Origin of the sequence: Streptomyces sp. NPDC014991 (assembly GCF_043080665.1) — a bacterium.
Taxonomy (GTDB): Bacteria; Actinomycetota; Actinomycetes; order Streptomycetales; family Streptomycetaceae; genus Streptomyces.
On sequence record NZ_JBIBVY010000008.1, the window covers coordinates 194,476 to 214,966 of the forward strand.

General features: G+C 72.1%; 18 protein-coding genes and 1 riboswitch. Of the genes, 8 read left to right on the forward strand and 10 right to left on the reverse strand.

Going from position 1 to position 20,491, the window contains the following annotated elements:
- Positions 1–374: 374 nt before the first annotated feature.
- From ACF1BE_RS15605 to ACF1BE_RS15620, 4 genes are all read left to right on the forward strand, one after another.
- Positions 375–2,747 carry a SpoIIE family protein phosphatase gene (locus tag ACF1BE_RS15605; RefSeq protein ID WP_392199554.1) on the forward strand — a complete coding sequence of 791 codons (2,373 nt, stop codon included), beginning with the start codon at positions 375–377 and terminating at the stop codon, positions 2,745–2,747.
- A gap of 91 nt (positions 2,748–2,838) precedes the next feature.
- Complete coding sequence (locus ACF1BE_RS15610) at positions 2,839–3,261, forward strand: STAS domain-containing protein (RefSeq protein WP_392199555.1); 423 nt, start codon at positions 2,839–2,841, stop codon at positions 3,259–3,261.
- Positions 3,262–3,479: 218 nt separating this feature from the next.
- Positions 3,480–3,653: a CsbD family protein gene (locus ACF1BE_RS15615; RefSeq protein WP_392199556.1), complete on the forward strand. Its 174-nt coding sequence runs from the start codon at positions 3,480–3,482 to the stop codon at positions 3,651–3,653.
- 272 nt (positions 3,654–3,925) lie between these two features.
- On the forward strand, positions 3,926–4,792 hold the full coding sequence (locus ACF1BE_RS15620; protein WP_392199557.1) for a YihY/virulence factor BrkB family protein: 867 nt from the start codon (positions 3,926–3,928) through the stop codon (positions 4,790–4,792).
- A 90-nt stretch (positions 4,793–4,882) separates the two neighbouring features.
- Here the strand turns inward: ACF1BE_RS15620 and ACF1BE_RS15625 are convergent, their stop codons facing one another.
- Entirely contained in the window at positions 4,883–6,067 is a 1,185-nt protein-coding gene (locus ACF1BE_RS15625; protein ID WP_392199558.1) for an MBL fold metallo-hydrolase, read from the reverse strand.
- A 217-nt stretch (positions 6,068–6,284) separates the two neighbouring features.
- On the opposite strand from ACF1BE_RS15625, the gene ACF1BE_RS15630 reads away from it, so the two are divergent.
- Positions 6,285–7,460 (forward strand): Glu/Leu/Phe/Val dehydrogenase dimerization domain-containing protein, encoded by a 1,176-nt coding sequence (locus ACF1BE_RS15630; RefSeq protein WP_392199559.1) that lies wholly within the window; start codon positions 6,285–6,287, stop codon positions 7,458–7,460.
- A gap of 135 nt (positions 7,461–7,595) precedes the next feature.
- Positions 7,596–8,216 (forward strand): TetR/AcrR family transcriptional regulator, encoded by a 621-nt coding sequence (locus ACF1BE_RS15635; protein ID WP_392199560.1) that lies wholly within the window; start codon positions 7,596–7,598, stop codon positions 8,214–8,216.
- Positions 8,217–8,316: 100 nt separating this feature from the next.
- Here ACF1BE_RS15635 and ACF1BE_RS15640 read toward each other — a convergent pair whose 3' ends face one another.
- Both ACF1BE_RS15640 and ACF1BE_RS15645 read right to left on the reverse strand, forming a co-directional pair.
- A complete protein-coding gene (locus ACF1BE_RS15640) occupies positions 8,317–9,102 on the reverse strand; it encodes an SGNH/GDSL hydrolase family protein (protein WP_392199647.1) in 786 nt (261 codons plus the stop codon).
- Between the two features lie 252 nt (positions 9,103–9,354).
- Entirely contained in the window at positions 9,355–10,269 is a 915-nt protein-coding gene (locus ACF1BE_RS15645; RefSeq protein ID WP_392199561.1) for a peptidoglycan DD-metalloendopeptidase family protein, read from the reverse strand.
- Between the two features lie 5 nt (positions 10,270–10,274).
- Positions 10,275–10,429, reverse strand: a riboswitch (cyclic di-AMP (ydaO/yuaA leader).
- A gap of 812 nt (positions 10,430–11,241) precedes the next feature.
- Between ACF1BE_RS15645 and ACF1BE_RS15650 the strand changes: the two genes are divergently transcribed.
- Positions 11,242–12,039 carry a tyrosine-protein phosphatase gene (locus ACF1BE_RS15650; protein ID WP_392199562.1) on the forward strand — a complete coding sequence of 266 codons (798 nt, stop codon included), beginning with the start codon at positions 11,242–11,244 and terminating at the stop codon, positions 12,037–12,039.
- 31 nt (positions 12,040–12,070) lie between these two features.
- Here ACF1BE_RS15650 and ACF1BE_RS15655 read toward each other — a convergent pair whose 3' ends face one another.
- Positions 12,071–12,193 (reverse strand): DUF6126 family protein, encoded by a 123-nt coding sequence (locus tag ACF1BE_RS15655; protein WP_356944375.1) that lies wholly within the window; start codon positions 12,191–12,193, stop codon positions 12,071–12,073.
- Entirely contained in the window at positions 12,190–12,810 is a 621-nt protein-coding gene (locus ACF1BE_RS15660; protein WP_392199563.1) for a helix-turn-helix domain-containing protein, read from the reverse strand. Before ACF1BE_RS15660 ends, ACF1BE_RS15655 begins: the two co-directional genes overlap by 4 nt.
- A gap of 124 nt (positions 12,811–12,934) precedes the next feature.
- On the opposite strand from ACF1BE_RS15660, the gene ACF1BE_RS15665 reads away from it, so the two are divergent.
- Positions 12,935–13,219 carry a hypothetical protein gene (locus ACF1BE_RS15665; RefSeq protein WP_392199564.1) on the forward strand — a complete coding sequence of 95 codons (285 nt, stop codon included), beginning with the start codon at positions 12,935–12,937 and terminating at the stop codon, positions 13,217–13,219.
- Between the two features lie 24 nt (positions 13,220–13,243).
- Here ACF1BE_RS15665 and ACF1BE_RS15670 read toward each other — a convergent pair whose 3' ends face one another.
- From ACF1BE_RS15670 to shc, 5 genes are all read right to left on the reverse strand, one after another.
- The gene (locus ACF1BE_RS15670; protein WP_392199565.1) at positions 13,244–14,629 is read right to left on the reverse strand and encodes an aspartate aminotransferase family protein; all 1,386 of its coding nucleotides are present in this window, start codon (positions 14,627–14,629) and stop codon (positions 13,244–13,246) included.
- The gene (gene dxs, locus ACF1BE_RS15675) at positions 14,626–16,524 is read right to left on the reverse strand and encodes a 1-deoxy-D-xylulose-5-phosphate synthase (protein WP_392199566.1); all 1,899 of its coding nucleotides are present in this window, start codon (positions 16,522–16,524) and stop codon (positions 14,626–14,628) included. Before dxs ends, ACF1BE_RS15670 begins: the two co-directional genes overlap by 4 nt.
- 174 nt (positions 16,525–16,698) lie before the next feature.
- Positions 16,699–17,721 carry an adenosyl-hopene transferase HpnH gene (gene hpnH / locus ACF1BE_RS15680; protein ID WP_392199567.1) on the reverse strand — a complete coding sequence of 341 codons (1,023 nt, stop codon included), beginning with the start codon at positions 17,719–17,721 and terminating at the stop codon, positions 16,699–16,701.
- 5 nt (positions 17,722–17,726) lie between these two features.
- Positions 17,727–18,368: a 1-hydroxy-2-methyl-2-butenyl 4-diphosphate reductase gene (locus ACF1BE_RS15685; RefSeq protein ID WP_392199568.1), complete on the reverse strand. Its 642-nt coding sequence runs from the start codon at positions 18,366–18,368 to the stop codon at positions 17,727–17,729.
- A gap of 1 nt (position 18,369) precedes the next feature.
- Positions 18,370–20,400, reverse strand: coding sequence for a squalene--hopene cyclase (gene shc / locus ACF1BE_RS15690; protein ID WP_392199569.1), 2,031 nt, complete (start codon positions 20,398–20,400; stop codon positions 18,370–18,372).
- Positions 20,401–20,491: the final 91 nt, after the last annotated feature.

A 20,491-nucleotide genomic window follows, 5' to 3' on the forward strand; every position in this document is an offset into this window, starting at 1 on the left:
CCGCGTACCGCGGATCACCCTTGGCCACCTCGGCGGCCCGGGCCCGGGAGACGGTGTCGGCGACGACACGGCTCCGCTCACCCTGTCCGTTCCCGTACCGCCCGCACCACCCCGTCAGGAGAACCGGTGACGGACGCCACGCCGCCACTGTGCGCGGCCCGCGCCGCATCCGCGCGGGGCGGCCGGGTACAGGGAGGGCAGCACGGACCGGGACGAACCAGAATCGGCCAGGGACTAACCTGTGATGTCCACGGTCCTGCTGTTCGTCCATGGCCCTACCCCCTTCAGTGATCGAGGTGTGACACCGCGTGCGGGACGCCCGGTTCGACCTGTCGGCTTTCGGTCTCAGTGAGACAGCCCGATGCAGTGCTCACTTGCGGAAGGCCGTCAGCGGTGCGCCGTCACCGGACGCGGCGGCTCAAACGGTCGCCGACTTCTTCTACGACAGCCTGGTCGACGGGCGTGAAAGCCGCGCCTGCCCCGCGGTGGGTGTCTTCCTCGCCGGGCCGTGGAACGCCGTCACCGCGGCACCGGCAGGCGAGGGACCGCCCGCTGAGCACGCGCGGCGTCTGACCCTGGCCGGATTCCGTGGCCCGTACGTCCCCTGGCCCGGCGCGGAGGGATCCGGTCCGCTGCGCATGCCCGTGCCGTCGTCCGGCGGCGCCCACGAGACACCTTCGGTGCACCGGCTGCTCGAACGCCTGGGAGTCACGACCGGGGAGGCGGACGGCGCTGTGCCACCGGCGAGCGACGTCGAGGTCGTGCACGTGTCCGGCAGCCGGGTGGACGGGCTGGAGGAACTTCTGCCGGGGCAGGGCGTCCGTTCCGCGCTGGCCTTCGGGGGAACCCTGTCGCCGGGTGAGTGGTTCGCGGTGGTGCTGTTCTCCCGCGTTCCGCTGCCCGCCGAGGCCGCCACGCTCTTCCGCACCGTCACCGGCAGTACGCGCCTGGCGCTGCTGTCCGCCGGCCGGCCGTCGCCCAGCGCGGAGGCGGACGCGGCGCGCACCCTGCTGGAGGACATGGAGAGCCTGGTGGGACAGCGGGCCGCGCACCTTCAGACGGTGGTGGCCGAGCTGCGCTCCACCACGACGGAGCTGCGCCGGTCCCAGCAGGAGCTGGAGCAGCGCGAGCGTGACCTGCGCGAGGAGGCGGCGATCGTCGAGCTGCTGCAGGAGGTCGGCAGCGTCCTGGCCGCGGAACTCGACCTCGACGCGCTGGTCCAGCACGCGGTCGACGTCACCACCCGCCTGGCCGGGGCGGCGTTCGGCGCCTTCTTCTACAACGTCCTGGGCGAGACCGGAGAGTCCTACCTGCTGTATGTGATCTCCGGTGTCGACCGGTCGGCCTTCGACAAGTTCCCCATGCCGCGCAACACCCAGGTGTTCGAGCAGACCTTCCGGGGCCTCGGCGTGATGCGGTCCGACGACATCACCGCGGACAGGCGTTACGGGCACAACGCACCGCACCACGGCATGCCGGAAGGGCACCTGCCGGTGCGGAGCTACCTGGCCGTTCCGGTGATGTCCCGGGGGACGGTGCTCGGCGGGTTCTTCTTCGGCCATCCCGAGCGGGGGGTCTTCACCGAGCGACACGAACGCCTGGTCACCGGTGTCGCCGCGCAGACCGCCGTGGCGCTGCAGAACGCGCAGACGTACCGCCAGGAGCGGGAAGCGGCCACAGAGCTGCAACGCCACCTGCTGCCGGCTCTGCCACGCGTCGACGGGGTCTCCAGCACGTCACGGTACCTGCCCGCCGCGCGGGATCGCGGCGCCGGCGGTGACTGGGTGGACCTCATACCGCTCCCGGACGGCGAAGTGGCGCTGGTCGTCGGTGACGTGATGGGCAAGGGCGTCAGGGCGGCAGCGGTCATGGGCCAGATCCGCACGGCCTGCCGGGCCTACGCACAGCTCGGTCTCGCCCCCGCCGACGTGCTGGAACAGCTGAGCGTCCTGGTGGACGACATCGCTCCCGGTTCCATCGCCACCTGCGTCTACGCGGTGCTCGACACGCGCCGCGACCAGTTGCGCGCCGCCGTCGCCGGGCACTTGCCGCCGGCCCGGCGCGACCCGGAGGGCGGCGTGCGATTCCTCGACGAGAAGGTCGGCCCGCCGCTGGGGGTGGGCAGGCACCGCTATGCGGAGCAGGTGGTCCCGCTGCCGCCCGGATCGCGGCTGCTGCTGTACACCGATGGCCTGGTCGAACGCCGCGGGCGCCCCATCGACGACGGGCTGCGGCAGCTGCGGGAGCTGCTGGCCGGGCCCGTGGGCGAGATCGAGGCGGACTGCGACTCGTGGCTGGACGCCCTGGCCGGCGGTCAGCACGACGACGACATCGCCCTGCTGTACCTGCACCGGCCCGAGGACGCGTCGCACCAGGTGGTGGCGGTCGCACGTGACTACCCCCCGGTCTCCAGCGCGGTCCCCGACGCCCGTGACCTGGTGTCCAGGGTCCTGCACGAGTGGGGTCTGCGGCATCTGGCGAACGACATGATGCTGATCGCGGACGAGTTGGTCGCCAACGCCGTCCGCCACGCCAGGACACCGCTGCGCGTCGAGCTGCGGCGGGCCGGTGAACGCGTCGTCCTGGAGGTGACGGACAGCAGTCTCGAGGAGCCTCGTCTGATCGTTTCCCAACCCGGGGAGTTCGGGCACCGGGGCATATTCCTGATCGACGCCATTGCGACACGATGGGGCACCCGCTGGATCGACGGAGGAAAAGTGGTGTGGGCGGAGGTCAAGACCTCGTGACGACGTACTCCGGTCGGCTCCCCGGCCGGCACCAGGACAACCAGCCGACCCGTTGGCCCCGTTCGCCCCGGATACAGGAGAGCCACTCCCGATGACCCCCTCGCCCGGCCCCGAGGCGCACAGGCCCACCGTCGGCTCACCACCGGTCGATTCCAACAGCCTGGTTCCCACCGGCCCCACCCTGACCCTCGCGTCGCACCGCGGCCCACGACACGCGGTCGTCGCCGTGGACGGCCCCATCGACTACCACACCGCGCCCCAGTTGCTGGGGCATCTCACCACCACGGAGATGCAGGGTGTGCCGCTGCTGGTCCTGGACCTCACCCACGTGAACTTCTGCGACTCCAGCGCGCTGGGAGCCTTCGTCGACATCCACCGCCGCCGTACGGACGCCGGGCACCGGTTCGCGTTGACCGGTGTCCAGCCGGAGGTCAGACGCATCCTCGAACTCACCCGGCTCACCTCGGTGCTGCCGATACACGAGACGGTCAAGGACGCGCTCTCCGAAGACTGATCCCCGCCGGCCGGGCGCGAGGCGGCCGGCGACGCCGGACGGAGCGTGAGCCTGGATCATCACGGCGCCTCCACCGGGACGGACGCCCGTCCGCGAAGCCGCCCCTGCAGGCCGGCTGAGCGAACCGACCTGGCGCACGGCCCTTGTTTGTGGAGGGAAGGCCGGGGCACGAGCGGGTTACCGCGACAGCGGAAGGACCTATCAGGAGGTGTGCTCCCATGACCGCCGGCGAGAAGACCGAGGCGAAGACCGAGCAGGCCGCGGGCAAGGCGAAGGAAGCCCTGGGAAGCGCTGCCGGAAACGACCGGATGGCCGCCGAGGGACAGGCGGAGAAGACCACGGGTGATGCCCGCGAGGCCAAGGAGAAGGCCAAGGACGCGTTCAGGCACTGACCGCGCGTCCCGCCGGGAGCGTGGAAAGGGCCCGGCGCGATTCCGGGGGAGCGCCTTCTCGGCGCCCTCATCGACTTCCGTCCCTGGCCGTCGTTCAGGTCGCCGCCATGACCGCGCCCCCGACCTCCCGGGAGAGGGAAGCGTGCTGTTCACCGCGCGGTGACCGAGAGAGGCGAGGGGCCGTGGCCCGGCCGCGACTGTACGCCGGGCGAACCGGTGGCTCGGAACGCGCGCCGGTCATACGTATCGACCGGAGGTGGAGCATCCGCGTCATGGATGACGGAGACGGCGGCACGGCCCGGTGGTGGGCGGCGCTGCGCCGGACGCCGGTGGCCGTCTGGAACGATGACGTCACGGACTGGGCCGCCGCGCTGACCTATTACGCGGTCCTGGCCCTGTTTCCCCTGCTGCTGGTGATCCTCTCGATCCTGGGCCTGACCATGCCCACGGCCAAGCCGGAGGTCATCGACCGCATGTCGCAGGCCGCTCCGGTCGCGTCCCGCCCTCTGCTGCGCAGCACCCTGGGGCAGATGGCCCGGCAGTCGTCAGCGGCATGGACGCTGATCTTCTTCGGAGGAGCCGGAGCCCTGTGGTCGGGATGCAGCTATCTGAGCGTCTTCCGCCGAGCGTTGCACGCGATGCATCGAGTCAGCGCGCACCGGCCGGTCTGGCGCACCGCCCCCCGCATCATCGCCACGGCCCTCGTCCTGGTCTCCCTGCTACTCACATCGACCCTCGCGCTGTCTCTCACCGGCAGCCTGGCCCGGCGTCTGGGCCGGGCGCTGCACCTGGGGACCGGGCCGCAGGACGCCTGGGAGACGCTGCGGTGGCCGGTCGTGGCCGCGGTCGCCGTCACCCTGGTGCTCGTCCTGTACCGTTCGGGCCCGGCGTCCTCCCGCCCCGTCCGGAGGATGGCGCCCGGCGGCACACTGGCAGTGGTGCTCCTGTTGGCCGCCTCACTCGGCTTCGCCCTCTATGCCGCGCATGTCGGCACCTATCACCGTCTGTACGGTTCACTGGCAGGCGTCGTGGTCTTCCTGGTGTGGCTATGGCTGTCCAACCTGGCGCTCCTGGTCGGCGCCCAGCTCAACGCAGAGCTGATGAAGCCCGTGGAGAGGGAGTCCCCGCAAGGGGAATGAGACGGTCTCCCGCACACTCGCGGGGGCTCCCCTCGTCCGGCCTCCGACAGGCTGCGAGGACTTCCGGGACGCGCTCCGGTTCCTGTACGTTCAGGCCTCGCCCACAAGGTCGAGGTCGTCCCGAGAGGCCACCGGAGTGATCTGCGCAACAGGCCACTCACGGTGCAGCGGCAAGGACGCGTCCCGCCACCAGGGGCGCGTAGGGAGGACGCCGGCAGGCTCGAAGGGCCGGCCCGGAACGGGGAGGGCGACCGCCTGCCCCACCGCCTCGGCCGCGGCCAGCGTCCACTCCCCCGGCTCGGCCCAGGGGTGCGGGGCCAGGTTGAAGGTGCCCCAGTGGATCGGCAGGAGCACGCCGTGCGGCGCCCCGCCCTGGAGGTCGAGGTGAGCGCGCATGCCCTCCTCGGGAGTCATGTGGATGTCGGGCCAGAACTCGCTGTACGCCCCGATCTGGATCATCGTGGCGTCGAACGGGCCGTGCGCGGCACCGATGTCCTTGAAGCCGTCGAAGTAGCCGGTGTCACCGCTGTGGTAGATCCGGTGCTGCTCGCCGGCGACGACCCAGGACGCCCAGAGGGTGTGCTGGGTGTTGCGCAGGCCCCGGCCGCAGAAGTGGCGGGCCGGGGTGGCGGTGAGGGTGAGGCCGCCGACCCGGGTGGACTCGTGCCAGTCCAGTTCGCGCAGCCGGTCCGGGGAGACGCCCCAGTGTTCGAGGTGGGCGCCGACGCCCAGCGGCACGGCGAACAGGGTGTCGGTGCCGGCCAGCGCCTTGATCGTGGGCAGGTCCAGGTGGTCGTAGTGGTCGTGGGAGATGACGACGACATCGACCGGTCCCAGCGCGGCCAGCGGCAGCGGCACCGGGTGCAGCCGCTTGGGCCCGGCGAACGGGAACGGGGAGCAGCGCTCGCCCCAGACGGGGTCGAACAGGACCCGGTGGCCGTCGATCTCCGCGAGCACGCTGGAGTGGCCCACCCAGGTGAGCCGGAGCCCGGTGGCGGGCGGCTGGGCCAGGTCGGCGTAGGTCGTGGGGTGCACCGGGACGGTGCCCCTGGGGGCGCGCAGGGGCCGGGTGTCCTTGTCGAGGAACACCTTGGCGACGTCGAGCGTGGAGCCGGAGGGGCGGGTGCGTGCGGAGCCGCCCGGGTTCAGGAAGACACCGTCCTTGAAGTGCGGCGAGCGGCGGATGCGTGCCAGACGCTCTCCGCCCGGGTCCGCGCCGAAGGCCGCGGGCCGCAGCGCGCGGAGCCCGGAGTTCGGGGAACGCAGACCGGTCACGGTACCTCCCGGTGGAGTGGGTGAGGCCTTCCATTATGGTCGGCCGCACCGACAGTCCCGACGCGCCGGGGGCCCGCCTGCCGTCAGCGGGCTTCCGTCCGCCACGTCGACGCCCGCCGGACCGGCTCCGAACACTGACCCGCCATTCAGTGTCTAGCGTTGTCGCACCGTCCGGCCGGCACCCTCGCAGCCGCGCCCCGGCCCCCCTGGAGACCCCGTGACCGCCCCTTGGATGTCGCTCGTCTGGACCGACCACGTCACCGGCCGCCAGGGCTTCCTGGTCGTGGACCGGCTGGTGCGGGGCGTGGCCAGCGGCGGGCTGCGGATGCGGCCCGGCTGCACGCTGGAGGAGGTGACGGGGCTCGCCCGCGGTATGACGATGAAGGAGGCCCTGCACTACCGCCCCGGTGGCCGCTACATCCCGCTCGGCGGCGCGAAGGGCGGCATCGACTGCGATCCGCGGGACCCGGGGGCGTACGGGCTCCTCGTACGGTACCTGCGCGCCGTGCGGCCGTACATCGAGACCCTCTGGGCCACCGGCGAGGACCTCGGCCTCAGTCAGGACGTGGTGGACCGCGCGGCGGCCGAGGTGGGGCTGGTCTCCTCCGTCCAGGCGGTGTATCCGCTGCTGGACGACGAGGCGGCGGCCCGCAGGCGGCTCGCGGACGCCTTCGCGGCCGAGGTGGACGGCATCGGCCTGGACGAGCTGGCCGGCGGCTGCGGGGTCGCCGAGTCGGTGCTCGCGGCCCTGGACCGGGCCGCGGTGCCGTACGCGGGGACCCGGGTCGCCGTGCAGGGTTTCGGCACGATGGGCGGGGCCACCGCGCGTTTCCTCGCACGCGCGGGCCTGACGGTGGTGGCCGTCGCCGACGTCAAGGGCACGATCGCCAACCCGGCGGGGCTCGACGTCGAGGCCCTGCTGGCCGCGCGGGACGGCTACGGCACCGTGGACCGCCGGGTGCTGCGCCCGGACGACCTCGAACTGTCCGGCGACGCCTGGCTGTCCACGGAGGCGGAGGTGCTGGTGCCGGCGGCCGTGTCGTACGCGATCGACAGCCTGAACCAGGAGGAGACCGGCGCCCGTTGGATCGTCGAGGCCGCCAACATGCCGGTCGTGCCCGAGGCGGAGGAACTGCTCGCCGCGCGGGGGGTGACGGTGCTGCCGGACGTGGTCGTCAACTCCGGGACCAACGCCTGGTGGTGGTGGACGCTGTTCGGCGACATCGGTGCCGACGCCGAGGAGGCGTTCGCGTACATCCGTCGCTCGATGCGCGCCCTGGTCGGGCTGACGCTCGACCGCGCGTCGGCCGACGGGACGACCCCGCGGGCGGCCGCGCACGCCCTGGCGGCCGACCGGCTGCCGCTGATCACGGAGCGCTTCGGCTGGTACTGACGGGCCCAGGAAGAGGGCGGGCGGCACGGCCGCGGGTGCCGAACGCCGCCGTGCCGGGGTGTCCCGGCGGCGTGGGCGGGGCGGGGGACGCCGGACGGCTTCGGCGTCCCGGGCGACAACGGCTAGGGTGACCGCGTGGCGAGAGTGCGGTTGAGCGTGGCGGAGCGGCGGGAGGAACTGCTGCGGGCCGCCATCGAGCAGATCGAGGCGCGGGGCGTGGCGGCGGTCAGGATCGCCGACGTCGCCGCGACACTCGGTGTGAGCAACGCGCTGGTGCTGTACCACTTCTCGACGAAGGAGAAGCTGGTCGCCGCCGCCTTCACCTACGCGGCGGCGGACGATCTCGCGCATCTGCGCGGGCTGCTGGGACGCCGGACGTCCGCGCTTCGCCGGCTGCGGGCGGCGGTGCGCTGGTACGCGCCGACGGGGCAGGCCAAGGGCTGGCGGCTGTGGATCGAGGGCTGGGCGGTGGCCCTGCGCGAGCCCGCGCTCCGCGATGTCACCCGGGACCTGGACAGGCAGTGGAAGGCGGCCATCGCTGCGGTCATCAGCGAGGGTGTGACGGCCGGCGAATTCGTGTGCGCGGACCCGTCCGGTGCGGCGCTGCGGCTGACCGCGCTGCTGGACGGTCTGGCCGTGCAGCTGACGTCCTACCCGGGCGGGGTGCCACGGGCCCGGGCCCAGGAGTGGGTGGACGACGCCCTCGCCCGGGAACTGGGCCTGGACCGGCAGGCGTTGGCCGGACGCGAGCGCTGAGCGCGCCCGCCCGGGGCGGGGATGCACCGCACGGGCGGCGCATCCCCGCCCCGGGCGGGCACCGAGGCCCGCACCGACCAGGCGCGGTTCGGCCGTGGGGTCAGGCCACGGTGGCGATCCGCATCCTGATGTCGTCCGGCGACAGGAGGCCCTTGGCGGTCACGTGGTCGCCGGAGGACTCCCCGCGCAGCCGGCGCCCGATCCAGGGGACGAGGTGCTCGCGGGCCCAGTGCACGTCGTCGCGGCGGATCTCCAGGGTGCCCCGGGGCGGCAGCGGCGGCCACGGCTGCTCGGGGTCGGCGGGGATGTCCAGGCCGAGGGCCTGCCCGGCCCGCAGGGCCACGCGCGTGTGCCCCTCGGGCGAGAGGTGCAGCCGGTCCCGGTCCCAGGCCCTGCGGTCCTGCACGGACTTGAGGGACCACAGGTCGAGCACGGGGCAGCCGTACCGGTCGGCGACGGCGCGGACGTGCCCGTTGTACGTGGCGATCTTGCCGCGCAGGTGCTTGAGCACGGGCACGCCTCGGGTGTCGAAGCCGGTCGTCACCAGCACCGTGCCGACGGCCTCGGTCAGTCGGGCCACGGCGCGTTCGAAGCGCTCGGCCACCTCGTCGGGGTCGGTGCCCGGGCGGATGATGTCGTTGCCGCCCGCGCAGAAGGAGACCAGGTCCGGAGCCAGTTCCAGGGCCTTGGGGAGCTGGTCCGCCATGACCTGGTCCAGCAGTTTGCCGCGCACGGCGAGGTTGGTGTACTGGAAGTCGCCCTCGGGACGCCGGTCGGCGAGCAGCACCGCGAACCGGTCTGCCCAGCCCACGAACGCCCCGTCGGGACCGGGGTCGCCGACGCCCTCGGTGAAGCTGTCCCCCACCGCTACGTACGACCCGATCACTGATCTGTTGTCATTCTTCGAATCGTCTGCCACGTCGGATCATGATTCACCTTCCGGTGTGACCTACGCGACCGTAAGCGGGGGTTGACGATCGGTGAGATGAGCCACTCCAGGGATCGCGCCCATCACGGAATAGGGCGGCCGTCAGGCGCGTTGAACGCCGCACAACCGGAACACCGAAGGCCGGGCCCCGAGTTCGGGGTCCGGCCTTCGGTGTGCGTGTCAGGCAGGTGGTGCGGAAGGGGCCGGGCGTCAGCCCACGGCGAGGCCGTGCCGGCGGAGGTAGCCGACCGGGTCGATGTCGGAGCCGTAGTCCGGCGTGGTGCGGATCTCGAAGTGCAGGTGCGGGCCGGTCACGTTTCCGGTGGCGCCGGACAGGCCTATCTGCTGGCCCGGGGAGACGCTCTGGCCGGCCGAGACGGAGAGCTGGGAGAGGTGGCCGTACTGGGCGTAGTAGCCGTCGTGCAGCCGGATGACGACCTGGTTGCCGTACGCGCCGCCCCAGCCGGCGGAGACGACGGTGCCCGCGGCGACGGCCTTCAGGGAAGTGCCGGTCGGGACGACGAAGTCGACGCCGGTGTGGTAGCCGCTGGACCACATCCCGCCGGCCACGTGGTAGGCGGTGCCGGTGGCGGCGCCGGCCACCGGGAGGGTGTAGCCGGTGGAGGTGGACGTGGGTGCGGATCCGGAGGACGGCGCCGCCTGCGCGGACCGGGCGGACCGGGTGGACTTCGGGGCGGCCGGGACGTGCCGCGGGGCGGCGGTCTCGGTGCGCGTCCGCGCGGCCTTCGCGCCCAGGCTGAGCTTCAGGCCCGGGTGGATCAGCGACGGATCGGCGCCGACGGCCTGCCGGTTGTCGTCGTAGAGGCGCTGCCAGCCGCCGCTGACACGCTGCTCGTCGGCGATCTTCGAGAGGTAGTCCCCGCTGCGGACCGTGTAGGTGCGCAGGCTCGTGCCGGGCTGCGCGGCGGTCTTGTCCGCCGTGTCCGGGAGGGACTGCACGGTCTTTCCGGACACGGCCTGCGCGGGGGCCGCGGCCTGCGCGGCGTGCGCGCCGGTGGCCCCGATCAGCGGGAGTGCCAGCGCGGCGCCACCGGTTCCGGCGGCGGCGATGGAGCGGGAGAAGCGCTGGGGCTTGGGGCGTCGGTGCTTACCCTTGGCGGGCATGGCGCGGTTCCTCTCCGGCGCCTGCGAGGTCAGCTGTCGGGTTCGGGCTGGAGCTGCCCGGCCGTGCGCTGCACGGCTGCACCCCAAAGCCTGTCGCGGAGACCGGACAGGCAGTCGTACCTGGTGGGTCCCCCGCTCCTGCCGGACGCGGGTCAAGTGAGGGGCTCCGGGCGGCGGCAGGATTCGGCGTCCCGTCCGGATTGGTGGTGAACGTAAGCGAGCGGGACGCGAGGAAACAAGCATCGGATGCCCGCTGTTCGTGTTTCGGGTGACCGGATAGGGGGTTTCATGGTCACCCTGCGTTGTTTCCGTCTCCCCCCTCCCCTCAATTTCCCTTGTGCGCACCGGAATTACGTGAACATGACGCGCGACGCACGGTCACGGATATGACGCTCCTCACTTGAGCCCTCCCCAGACCGTCCCCTTTGGCGCCGAGTTGGACGAAAAGCCGCAATTCGGTCAGCCGGCTCAGATGCGACGCAACCGGAATGCCGGGTCGCGTCCGCGTGGCCGCGCTTCTCGGTGACGTCGGTGCCGAGGGCGGCCCTGGGCAGGTGCTGGTGGCCGGTGCGGCTCGGCAGCGGGGCCGCCCTCGACGGGATACTCCTCGCGGCCGTCGAGCGGGGACTCCGAGGGCCGGCGACCGGGCAGCGGGCCGGCCGTGAGGGCCTCGGCGCCGGCGAGGGCGAGCCGCGGCCCCCAGTACGGGCGGAGCGGCTCGCCCTCGCCGGTGAGGTGCGGGGCGTGACCGCTGCCGGGCCCGGCAGGAGACACGTACGGCCCTCTTCGGCGATGTCCGCCGCCCAGACCTCACAGGTGCCGGCTCCCGCATCAGGCATCGCCGTCATCGAGGACACCGGAGCGCGTGACCATGCCTGTGGACAACTCGTCGCCCGGGGAAATCGATGTCGTATCGTCGTCGCAGTGCCCGCCGGTGAGCCGCTCCGGCGGGGCCGACCGGGAGGAGCCCCCGTGACGCAGCAGGTCCCGTCGACCGAGCCGGAGCTGGCCGGAGTGCGCAATTTCCGTGACGTGGGCGGGTTGCCGACCACGGACGGACGGCGGGTGCGCTACGGCGTGCTGTTCCGCAGCGGGCATCTGGCGCACGCGACCGAGGACGACGCGGCGTTCCTCGCCTCCCTGGGCCTGCACACGGTGTTCGACTTCCGCAACGCGGCCGACCAGACGCTGGAGGGCCCCGACGTCGAGCTGCCCGGCGTGCGGAACGTGAATCTGCCGCTGAGCGACCCGGCGGACGGCGCGGAGTTCTGGAAGATGGTCCGGGACGGCGACCTCGACCAGCTGCGCGCGATCCTCGCCGACGGCAAGGGGGCGGCCCGGATGATCGCCTCCTACCGGAAGATCGTCAGAGAGCGCACCGCCGAGCACTCCCGGGTGCTGCACGCGCTCGCCGGTGACAGCGTGCCCGCGCTGATGCACTGCGCGGCCGGCAAGGACCGCGCGGGCATCTCCATAGCGGTGACGCTCCTCGCCCTGGGGGTGGAGCGGGACGCGATCGTCGCGGACTACCTGGAGTCCAAAGCCCGGCACCGCCGCTACAAGGTCCGCCGCAGCGGTAGCGCGGACTCCGCGTACACCCCCGAGATCATGGAGCTGCTCGACCCGCTCTTCGACGCCCGCGCCGAGTACCTGGAAGCGGCCTTCGAGAGCATCGCGGAGACCTGGGGCGACGTCGACACCTACCTGTGTCAGGGCCTGGACCTCTCCCCCGGGACCCGTGAACGGCTCCGCGAGCGCCTGCTGGACTGACCGGTGACCCCGGCCGCGGCCGCCCGGCGGTTCACGACTTGGCGCCCACCGTGAACAGCAGGTACAGGAACGCGGCCAGGACATGCCCGAGGGCGATGTAGATGACCAGCCGGATCCAGAGGGAACGGGGGAACTTGGTCTCGAAATCGCTCATGGCAGCTCTCCGGTCAGCGGCCCCAGGCACAGCGTGGCCGTGGGACTCTGCAACAGGGTGTGGACGAACAGCAGCTCGACGCCGTCCTGGTCCTCGGCGGCGAGGCGGTGCGGGGTGAGGGAGTCGAAGTGCGCGCTGTCACCGGGGGCGAGCAGGTGCGCGGTGTCGCCGAGCCGCAGCCGCAGCCGCCCCCTCAGGACGTACAGCCACTCCTCACCGGGATGCACGCGCACGATGTCGCCCTGCGAGCCGTGGGGCACGCGCACCCGCAGGGCCTGCATACCGCGCCCGGGCGCCCCGGCCTGCACGTACGTCCAGCCGCCCGCCTGCGTGGGCTCCATGTCGGAGGCCCGCAGGATCGCGTCCCGGTCGGTGACCGTCTCACCGAGCAGCTCGGAGACGGTCGTACCGTAGATACGGGCGAGCGCGAGGAGCATCGGCAGCGAGGGCTGGCGGTGCCCGGTCTCCAGACGGGACAGGTGGGCCGGCGAGAGCCCCGCGGCACGCGCCGCGGCCTCCAGGGTCAGCCCCGCACGCCGGCGCAGGGCGCGCAGCTGGGGCGCGACGGCGGGCAGGTCGTCGCCCGGTCCCCGCGGCGGGACGTCTGAGGCGTTCATGCCTCCATTCAGCCCGATTTTTGCCCGTGCGGCAATTTCTTTGCCTCAGAGGCAATAAGCGCGACCGCCATGTGCCGCTACGATCGAACCCTGGATTTGAACGCGTTCAGAACAGGGGGATCTCATGTCCGCGAGCACCACGGGCCGAGCCGACACGCCCGCCGGCGGCCTCAGCCCCACCGCACTCGTCCTGGGGACCATGGCCGCCGCGGGCGTGTGGCCGACGCTGACGTTCGGCCTGCTGCCGGTGATGGTCGTCGCCGGGGGCCTCGCCGTCACGTTCGGACTGGCGGGCGTCCACCACGCCCGGCGGGGCGTCGGCCAGCTGTGGACCGCTGTGACGGGCACCGTCCTGGGCACGGTCGGGCTGCTCCACCCCCTCGTCCTCCTCATGGCGCTGTCCGGCTGAGCCGACCGGCCGGACGGCCCGCCGTCAGCGGTTCGCCACCGCCTGCTTGATCAGGGTCTTGCCGAAGTCCCACAGCAGGCCGCTCCCGCTGTGCGCGTCGTCCATCACCGCGGTGAAGGCGTCCACGAACCGGTCAACGTCGGCCTCGTCGACGACCAGCGGCGGGATGAGCTTGATCACCTCCAGGTGGTCGCCGGAGACCTGGGTGAGGATCCGGTGCCGTTGCAGCAGCGGGACGACGACCATCTGCGCGAACAGCCCCTTGCGTGCCGCCTGGAGCACCGTCCAGCGGCTGCGCAGCGCCAGCGAGGACGGCCGGCCGAACTCGATGCCGATCATCAGGCCCCGCCCGCGGACGTCGGCGAGCAGCTCGTACCTGTCGATGAGCGCGGTCAGCCGGGACTTCAGCAGCTCACCCGTCCTGCGCACCCCGGCGACGATCTGCTCGTTCTCCATCACCGACAGCACGGCCAGGCCGGCCGCCATCGCCTGGGCGTTGGAGCCGAAGCTCGCCGAGTGGACCAGGACGCGGTCCATGGACGAGTAGACCTTCCTGAAGATCCACTCCTTGCCGAGGGTGGCACCGACCGGGACATAGCCGCCGGACAGCGCCTTGGCCACGCACACCAGGTCGGGTTCGACGCCGTCCTCGTGCTGGTAGGCGTAGAAGTCGCCGGTGCGGCCGAGCCCGGTCTGCACCTCGTCGACGATGAGCAGCGCCCGGTACCGGCGCAGCAGCTCCTGCGCGGCGCGCAGATAGCCGGGCGGGGTCTCGTGCACGCCCTTGCCCTGGATGGGCTCGACGATCAGGGCGGCCACGTCGCCCTTGCTCAGCTCCCGGGCGAGCGCGTCCAGGTCACCGAGGGGTACGGCCGTGTCGGGCAGCAGCGGGTCGAAGCCGTCCCGGAAGCCGCTCTCGCCGTTGACCGACAGCGACCCGGTGGTCAGGCCGTGGAAGGCGTGGTGGCAGTAGAGGATGCGGGGCCTTCCGGTGGCGTACCGGGCGAACTTCAGGGCCGTCTCGACCGCCTCGGTGCCGCTGTTGCCGAAGAACACCCGGTCCAGGTGCGGGCTGTGGGCCAGCAGCCGCTCGGCGAGCAGGCCGGGCAGTGGCTGGCAGTCGAAGCGGGTGAGGTCGGCGAGGTCCATGTCCAGGACGTCGTGCAGCGCCTTGCGGACGACCGGGTGGTGACGGCCGAGCCCCATGACCCCGAACCCGGCAAGCATGTCCAGGTAGTCGTTGCCGTCGGCGTCGTAGAAGTGGGCGCCCTCCGCCCGCTCGTAGACCTTGTCGAAACCGATGGTGTGCAGCATGCGCGGGAGCTGCGGGTTGAGATGCCTGGCGTGCAGCTCGTAGCGTTCGGTTCCGCGCTGGGCGAGCAGGGCGCCGAGGTCGAACTCGGTGGTCATTCACTCTCCTTGGCTGTGCCGTCGGCGTCCTTGGCGGCCAGACCGGCGCTGATCCGGCCGGCGATCTCGACGGGCGTGAGGCCGATGTCGGCCAGCACCTCGTCGCGTCTGGCGTGTGCGAGGAACTGCTCCGGGATACCGAACCGCCGTACCGGCACGTCGACGTCGGCATCGCCGAGGGCCAGAGCCACGGCCGAACCGACGCCCGCCGCGCGGCTGTTGTCCTCGACCACGGCCACCATCCGGTGGCCGGCCGCGAGTCCGGGCAGGGCGGGGTCGACGGGCTTGACCCACCGCGGGTCCACCACCGTGCAGCCGAGGCCGCGGGCTTCGAGCAGCTCGGCCGCCTGGAGGCACACCGGGGCCATCACGCCCACGGCGACGAGGAGCACGTCGGGGCGGTCGGCGCGGTGCAGGACGTCCATGCCGCCGACCCGGTCGAGGGCCGGGACGGACGGGCCGGCGGTCTCCTTGGGAAAGCGGACCAGGGTCGGCGCGTCGTCCACGGCGACCGCCTCGCGCAGCTGCGCGCGCAGCTGGTCGGTGTCGCGCGGGGCGGCGATCCGCAGCCCCGGGACGACCTGGAGGACGGACATGTCCCACATCCCGTTGTGGGAGGCGCCGTCCACGCCGGTGACGCCGGCCCGGTCCAGGACGAAGGTGACCCCGCAGCGGTGCAGGGCGACGTCCATCAGCAGCTGGTCGAAGGCGCGGTTGAGGAAGGTGGCGTAGACGGCGACGACCGGGTGCAGGCCGCCGGTCGCGAGCCCGGCCGCGGAGACGGCCGCGTGCTGCTCGGCGATGCCCACGTCCCACACCCGGTCCGGGAAGCGTTCGGCGAACTCGCCGAGGCCCACCGGGTGCAGCATGGCCGCCGTGATGGCGACGACGTCCTCCCGCTCCTCCCCGATCCGCACGATCTCGTCGCCGAACACCGAGGTCCAGGACGGCCCCCGGGAGGGCAGCAGCGGTGCGCAGGTCAGCGGGTCCATCACGCCGACGGTGTGGAAGTGGTCCTCCTCGTGGGCGAGAGCGGGCTCGAAGCCGCGGCCCTTCTCGGTGAGGCAGTGGACCAGGACGGGGCCGTGGAAGCGTTTCGCCCGGCGCAGCGCGGACTCGACGGCGCCGATGTCGTGGCCGTCGACAGGGCCGACGTACTTCAGGCCCAGGTCCTCGAACATGCCCTGCGGGGCGAAGGCGTCCTTGAAGCCCTTCTTCGCGCCGTGCAGGGACTCGTAGAGCGTGTTGCCGACGACCGGGGTGCGCCGGAGCACGTCCTTGCCCCAGGCGAGGGCCTTCTCGTAGCCGTCGGTGGTGCGCAGGGTGGCCAGGTGGCCGGCGAGGCCGCCGATGGTGGGGGCGTACGACCGCTCGTTGTCGTTGACGACGATGATCAGCGGCCGGTCCCTCGCGGCGGCGATGTTGTTGAGCGCCTCCCAGGCCATGCCTCCGGTCAGCGCGCCGTCCCCGATGACGGCGACCACATGGCCCTTCTCCCCCCGCACCTGACGGGCCTTGGCGAGGCCGTCGGCCCAGCCCAGCGCGGTGGAGGCGTGACTGTTCTCGATGACGTCGTGCTCGGACTCCGCACGCGAGGGGTAGCCGGACAGACCGCCCTTGCCGCGCAGTTTCGAGAAGTCCTGCCGTCCCGTCAGCAGTTTGTGTACGTAACTCTGGTGGCCGGTGTCCCACAGGATGCGGTCGACGGGTGAGTCGAAGACCCGGTGGAGCGCGACGGAGAGTTCCACCACGCCCAGATTGGGTCCGAGGTGGCCGCCGGTTCTCGACACCGCGTGCACCAGGAACTCGCGTATCTCGTCAGTCAGTTCACCGAGCCTCGCCTCGGACAGCGCCTTCAGGTCGCGTGGTCCCCGGATGCTCTCCAGAATCGTCACGCTCGGCCCCCTCTCGGTCCGCGCATCGCCTCAACCCGTCTGTTCCGCCGCACCGCACCGGGCCGGCGCCCCCGACCGCCACCGGCCCGGCCCGGATCCGCCGCGACTGCCGGTGCGGCGGATCCCCACGCGCCGGTCCCTCGGGAACCACCCGAGGGGACGGCGGTCATCGCGTCAGTCCCGGTTCCCGGAGACGGTCTCGCGCATCGCCCGCAGCGACTCCTTCAGGGACCCCATGGTGGCGAGGACGGCCGTGGGCTCGTACCCGCAGTGCGCCATGCAGTTGGCGCAGCGCGGGTCCTTGCCGCGGCCGTACTTGTCCCAGTCGGTCTTCTCGATCAGCTCGCGGTACGTCGGCACGTACCCGTCGCTCATCAGGTAGCAGGGGCGCTGCCAGCCGAAGAGCGAGTAGTTGGGGATTGCCCACGCGGTGCACGGGAAGTCGACCTTGCCCTCCAGGAAGTCCAGGAAGAGCGGGGAGTGGTTGAGCCGCCACTTGCGGCGGTTGCCTCCCGCGAAGGCCTTCCTGAACAGCTCGCGGGTCTGCTCGACACCGAGGAAGTGCTCCTGGTCGGGTGCCTTCTCGTAGGCGTACGCGGGCGAGATCATCATCTCGTCGACCTGGAGGTCGTCGTTGAGGAAGTTGAGCACCTCGATGATCGTCTGCGGGGTGTCGGTGTTGAAGAAGGTGGAGTTGGTGGTCACCCGGAAGCCACGCCGCCTGGCCTCCTTGATGGCCTCCACCGCCTCGTCGAACACCCCCTCCTTCGCCACGGAGGCGTCGTGCCGCTCGCGCAGGCCGTCGATGTGCACCGCGAAGGCGAAGTAGGGCGACGGCGTGAACTTGTCGATCTTCTTGCGCAGCAGCAGCGCGTTGGTGCACAGGAAGACGAACTTCTTCCTGGCCACCAACTGCCGCACGATCTCGTCGATTTGGGGATGCATCAACGGTTCGCCGCCGGCGATGGACACCATGGGCGCGCCGGACTCCAGCACCGCGCCCACGGCCTGCGCGACCGGCATGCGCTGCTTGAGCACACCGGCGGGATGCTGGATCTTGCCACAGCCCTCGCACTTGAGATTGCAGGCGAAGAGCGGTTCGAGCTCGACAATGAGCGGGAACTTGTCCCGCCTGCGCAGCTTCTGTTCAGCCAGGTATGTAGCGACCTTGATGGACTGACGCAACGGCATGGCCATCTGGCTCACCTCCGGGGGAGCGGCAAAGAACGGTGCCATTCGAAAAAAGCGGGAAGAACGGAACGGAGAACACGGAAAGCTGATATTCCACCGCGCACCGTGCCGATCCGGACGAGTTCGTGTTCGGGAGCGTCCACGACCACCCGGACGGCCGCAACCGGGCGCGGGCCCGCGCGGACGGCCGCGAGGAGCGTCGCCGCCGACTCCATGTCGACCGCGATCGCGCCGGTCGCGAGCAGTTCGGACCGCTCGTGTCCCCGGACCACGTGGTCGGAGCCGGTGAGCGGGCCGGTGTGCACCGTACGTCCGGGCAGCCGGCGCACGAGTTCCGCCACCAGCGGCGCGGTACCCGCGCACGGGACGGTCCCGCGCGGGTCCCGGGTCTCCTCGGCGACGACGAGGTCGCCGGGGTGCATGCCGGGGGCGAGTCCGGCGCAGAAGCCGGTGGCCAGGACGGCCGCGCCGGCCAGGACCGGGTCGCCGAGGTGCCGGATGACGGAGCGTTCCGCCGCACGGGGGCCCATGCCCGTACGGACGAGGGTGACCGGCCCGTCCGCCCCGCTCCTGTCGCCGGCGCGCAGGGCGAGGTGCTCGATGCCGAGCGCGCAGGCGATCAGGAGCGGGGCGGGGACGGGCGGGTTGCTCACGTCAGGCCCCCTTGGCCCCGGTGAGCGGTTTCACGGCCCGGGCGAGCGGCTGCCGCTCGAAGGGGTCCCCGTGGAGGTACCGGCCGAGCGCGGTCAGCGGGAACACCTGCCGGTACAGGTGGTAGTTGATGGAGAAGTCCCAGGGGAAACCGGTGCCGGTGAAGTAGGGCTCGTCCCAGGTGCCGTCCGCCCGCTGGGTGGTCGCCAGCCACCGGACGCCGCGCTCCACGGCCTTGGAGTCCCGCTCACCCGCCGCGAGCAGTGCCATCAGCGCCCACGCGGTCTGGGAGGCGGTGGAGGCGCCGCGGCCGCTCCACTCCTTGACGTACCTGTAGGAGCGCAGGTCCTCGCCCCAGCCGCCGTCGTCGTTCTGGACGCTCTCCAGCCAGACCACGGCCCGCCGGATCGCCGGGTGCGAGCCGGGCAGTCCGGCCGCGGTGAGCGCGGGCACCACCGACCCGGTGCCGTAGAGGTAGTTGACGCCCCAGCGGCCGAACCAGGAGCCGTCGGGCTCCTGTTCGGCGAGCAGCCAGGCGATGCCGCGCCGGGTGCGTGGATCGTGGGCCAGGCCCTCGGCGGCGAGCATCTCCACGACGTGCGCGGTGACGTCCGCGGACGGCGGGTCGATGACCTCACCGAAGTCGCAGAACGGCAGCCGGTTGGGGAACGGGCTGGTGTTGTCGGCGTCGAACGCGCCCCAGGCGCCGTTCCTCGACTGCATGCCCAGGTTCCAGCGGACCGCCCGGCCGATGGCCCGGTCCACGCGCTCGGGGTCGTGGTGACGGACCCGGCGCAGCGCGAGCGCGACCTCGGCGGTGTCGTCGATGTCCGGGTAGTTGTCGTTGTGGAACTCGAACGCCCAGCCGCCGGGCGGGAGATGAGGGCGTTTGACGGCCCAGTCGCCGGGCCGGACGATCTCCTCGCCGAGCATCCAGTCGGCCGCCTTGACCAGTTGCGGATGGTCGACCGGGAGCCCGGCGTCGACGAGGGCGATGGTGGCCAGGCAGGTGTCCCACACCGGGGACTGGCAGGCCTCGATCATCCGGGCGCCGTCCTCGCGCCAGACCGCGAAACGGTCCAGGGAGGCGAGGCCCTCACGCATCACGGGGTGCTGGAGGTCGTAGCCCAGCAGGTACAGGGCGATGACCGAGTACACGGCCGGCGGCTGGATACCGCCCCAGCAGCCGTCGTTCTCCTGGCGTTCGATGATCCAGCGGGCCGCCGAGTCCATCGCCGCCTTGCGCACCCTGCGCGGGGCGACCTTGCGCAGCCGGTGCAGCGCCTTGTCAAGCCGCTGGAAAGCTCCGTCCCAACTCGCCAGCGGAGCAAGGGGCCTGGGCGGGTTGGGCTGGGCGGGGTCGGTGTGCAGCTCGTCCAGCGGAAAGGGCGCCGGGCGGACCGGGCGCTTGGCCGAGACGATGGTGAGCGGCACGATGGTCTGCCGGGCCCAGCAGCCGAAGTCGTAGATGTTGAGCGGCATCCAGGTGGGGAACCAGATGAGTTCCGGCGGGAGTTCGGGCAGGTCCTCCCACTTCCACCAGCCGAACAGGGCGAGCCAGATCCGGGTGAACACGCGGGCGGCGGCGATGCCGCCGCGCTCGCGCACCCAGGCCGACGCCTTCGCCATGTGGGGGGCGTCGGGCGCGTCACCGGCCAGCCGGAGGGCGACGTAGGCCTCGACGGTGGCGGACAGGTCGCCGGGCCCGCCGTAGAAGGTGGCCCAGGTGCCGTCGTCACGCTGCTCGCCGCGGATGAACCTGGCGGCGGCCTGCGTGGTGTTCTCGTCCAGGATGTCCAGGAACTGACGCAGCAGCAGGTCCTCGGCGTCCATGGTGACGTTCGTCTCCAGGTCGCCCTTCCACCAGCCCTGGGCGTCCTGCCGGGCCAGCAGGAAGTCGGTGGCGCGCTGCGCGGCGCGTGCGGCGGCTTCGTGTACCCCGGTCGCCTCGGGGATGGTGAAGGTGGTGTCGCTGGCCGCGGCAGCGCGGGACGGCAAGGTCGCCCCGGTGCTTCCGTCGGTCGTCGCTGTCATGGCTTCCCCTTCGTGCAGTCGTGCGAGTCGTGCTGCTGTGGGAACGCCGTCGGCCGGTGTCACCGGCCGGCGACTACGCGAGGCTTGTCGA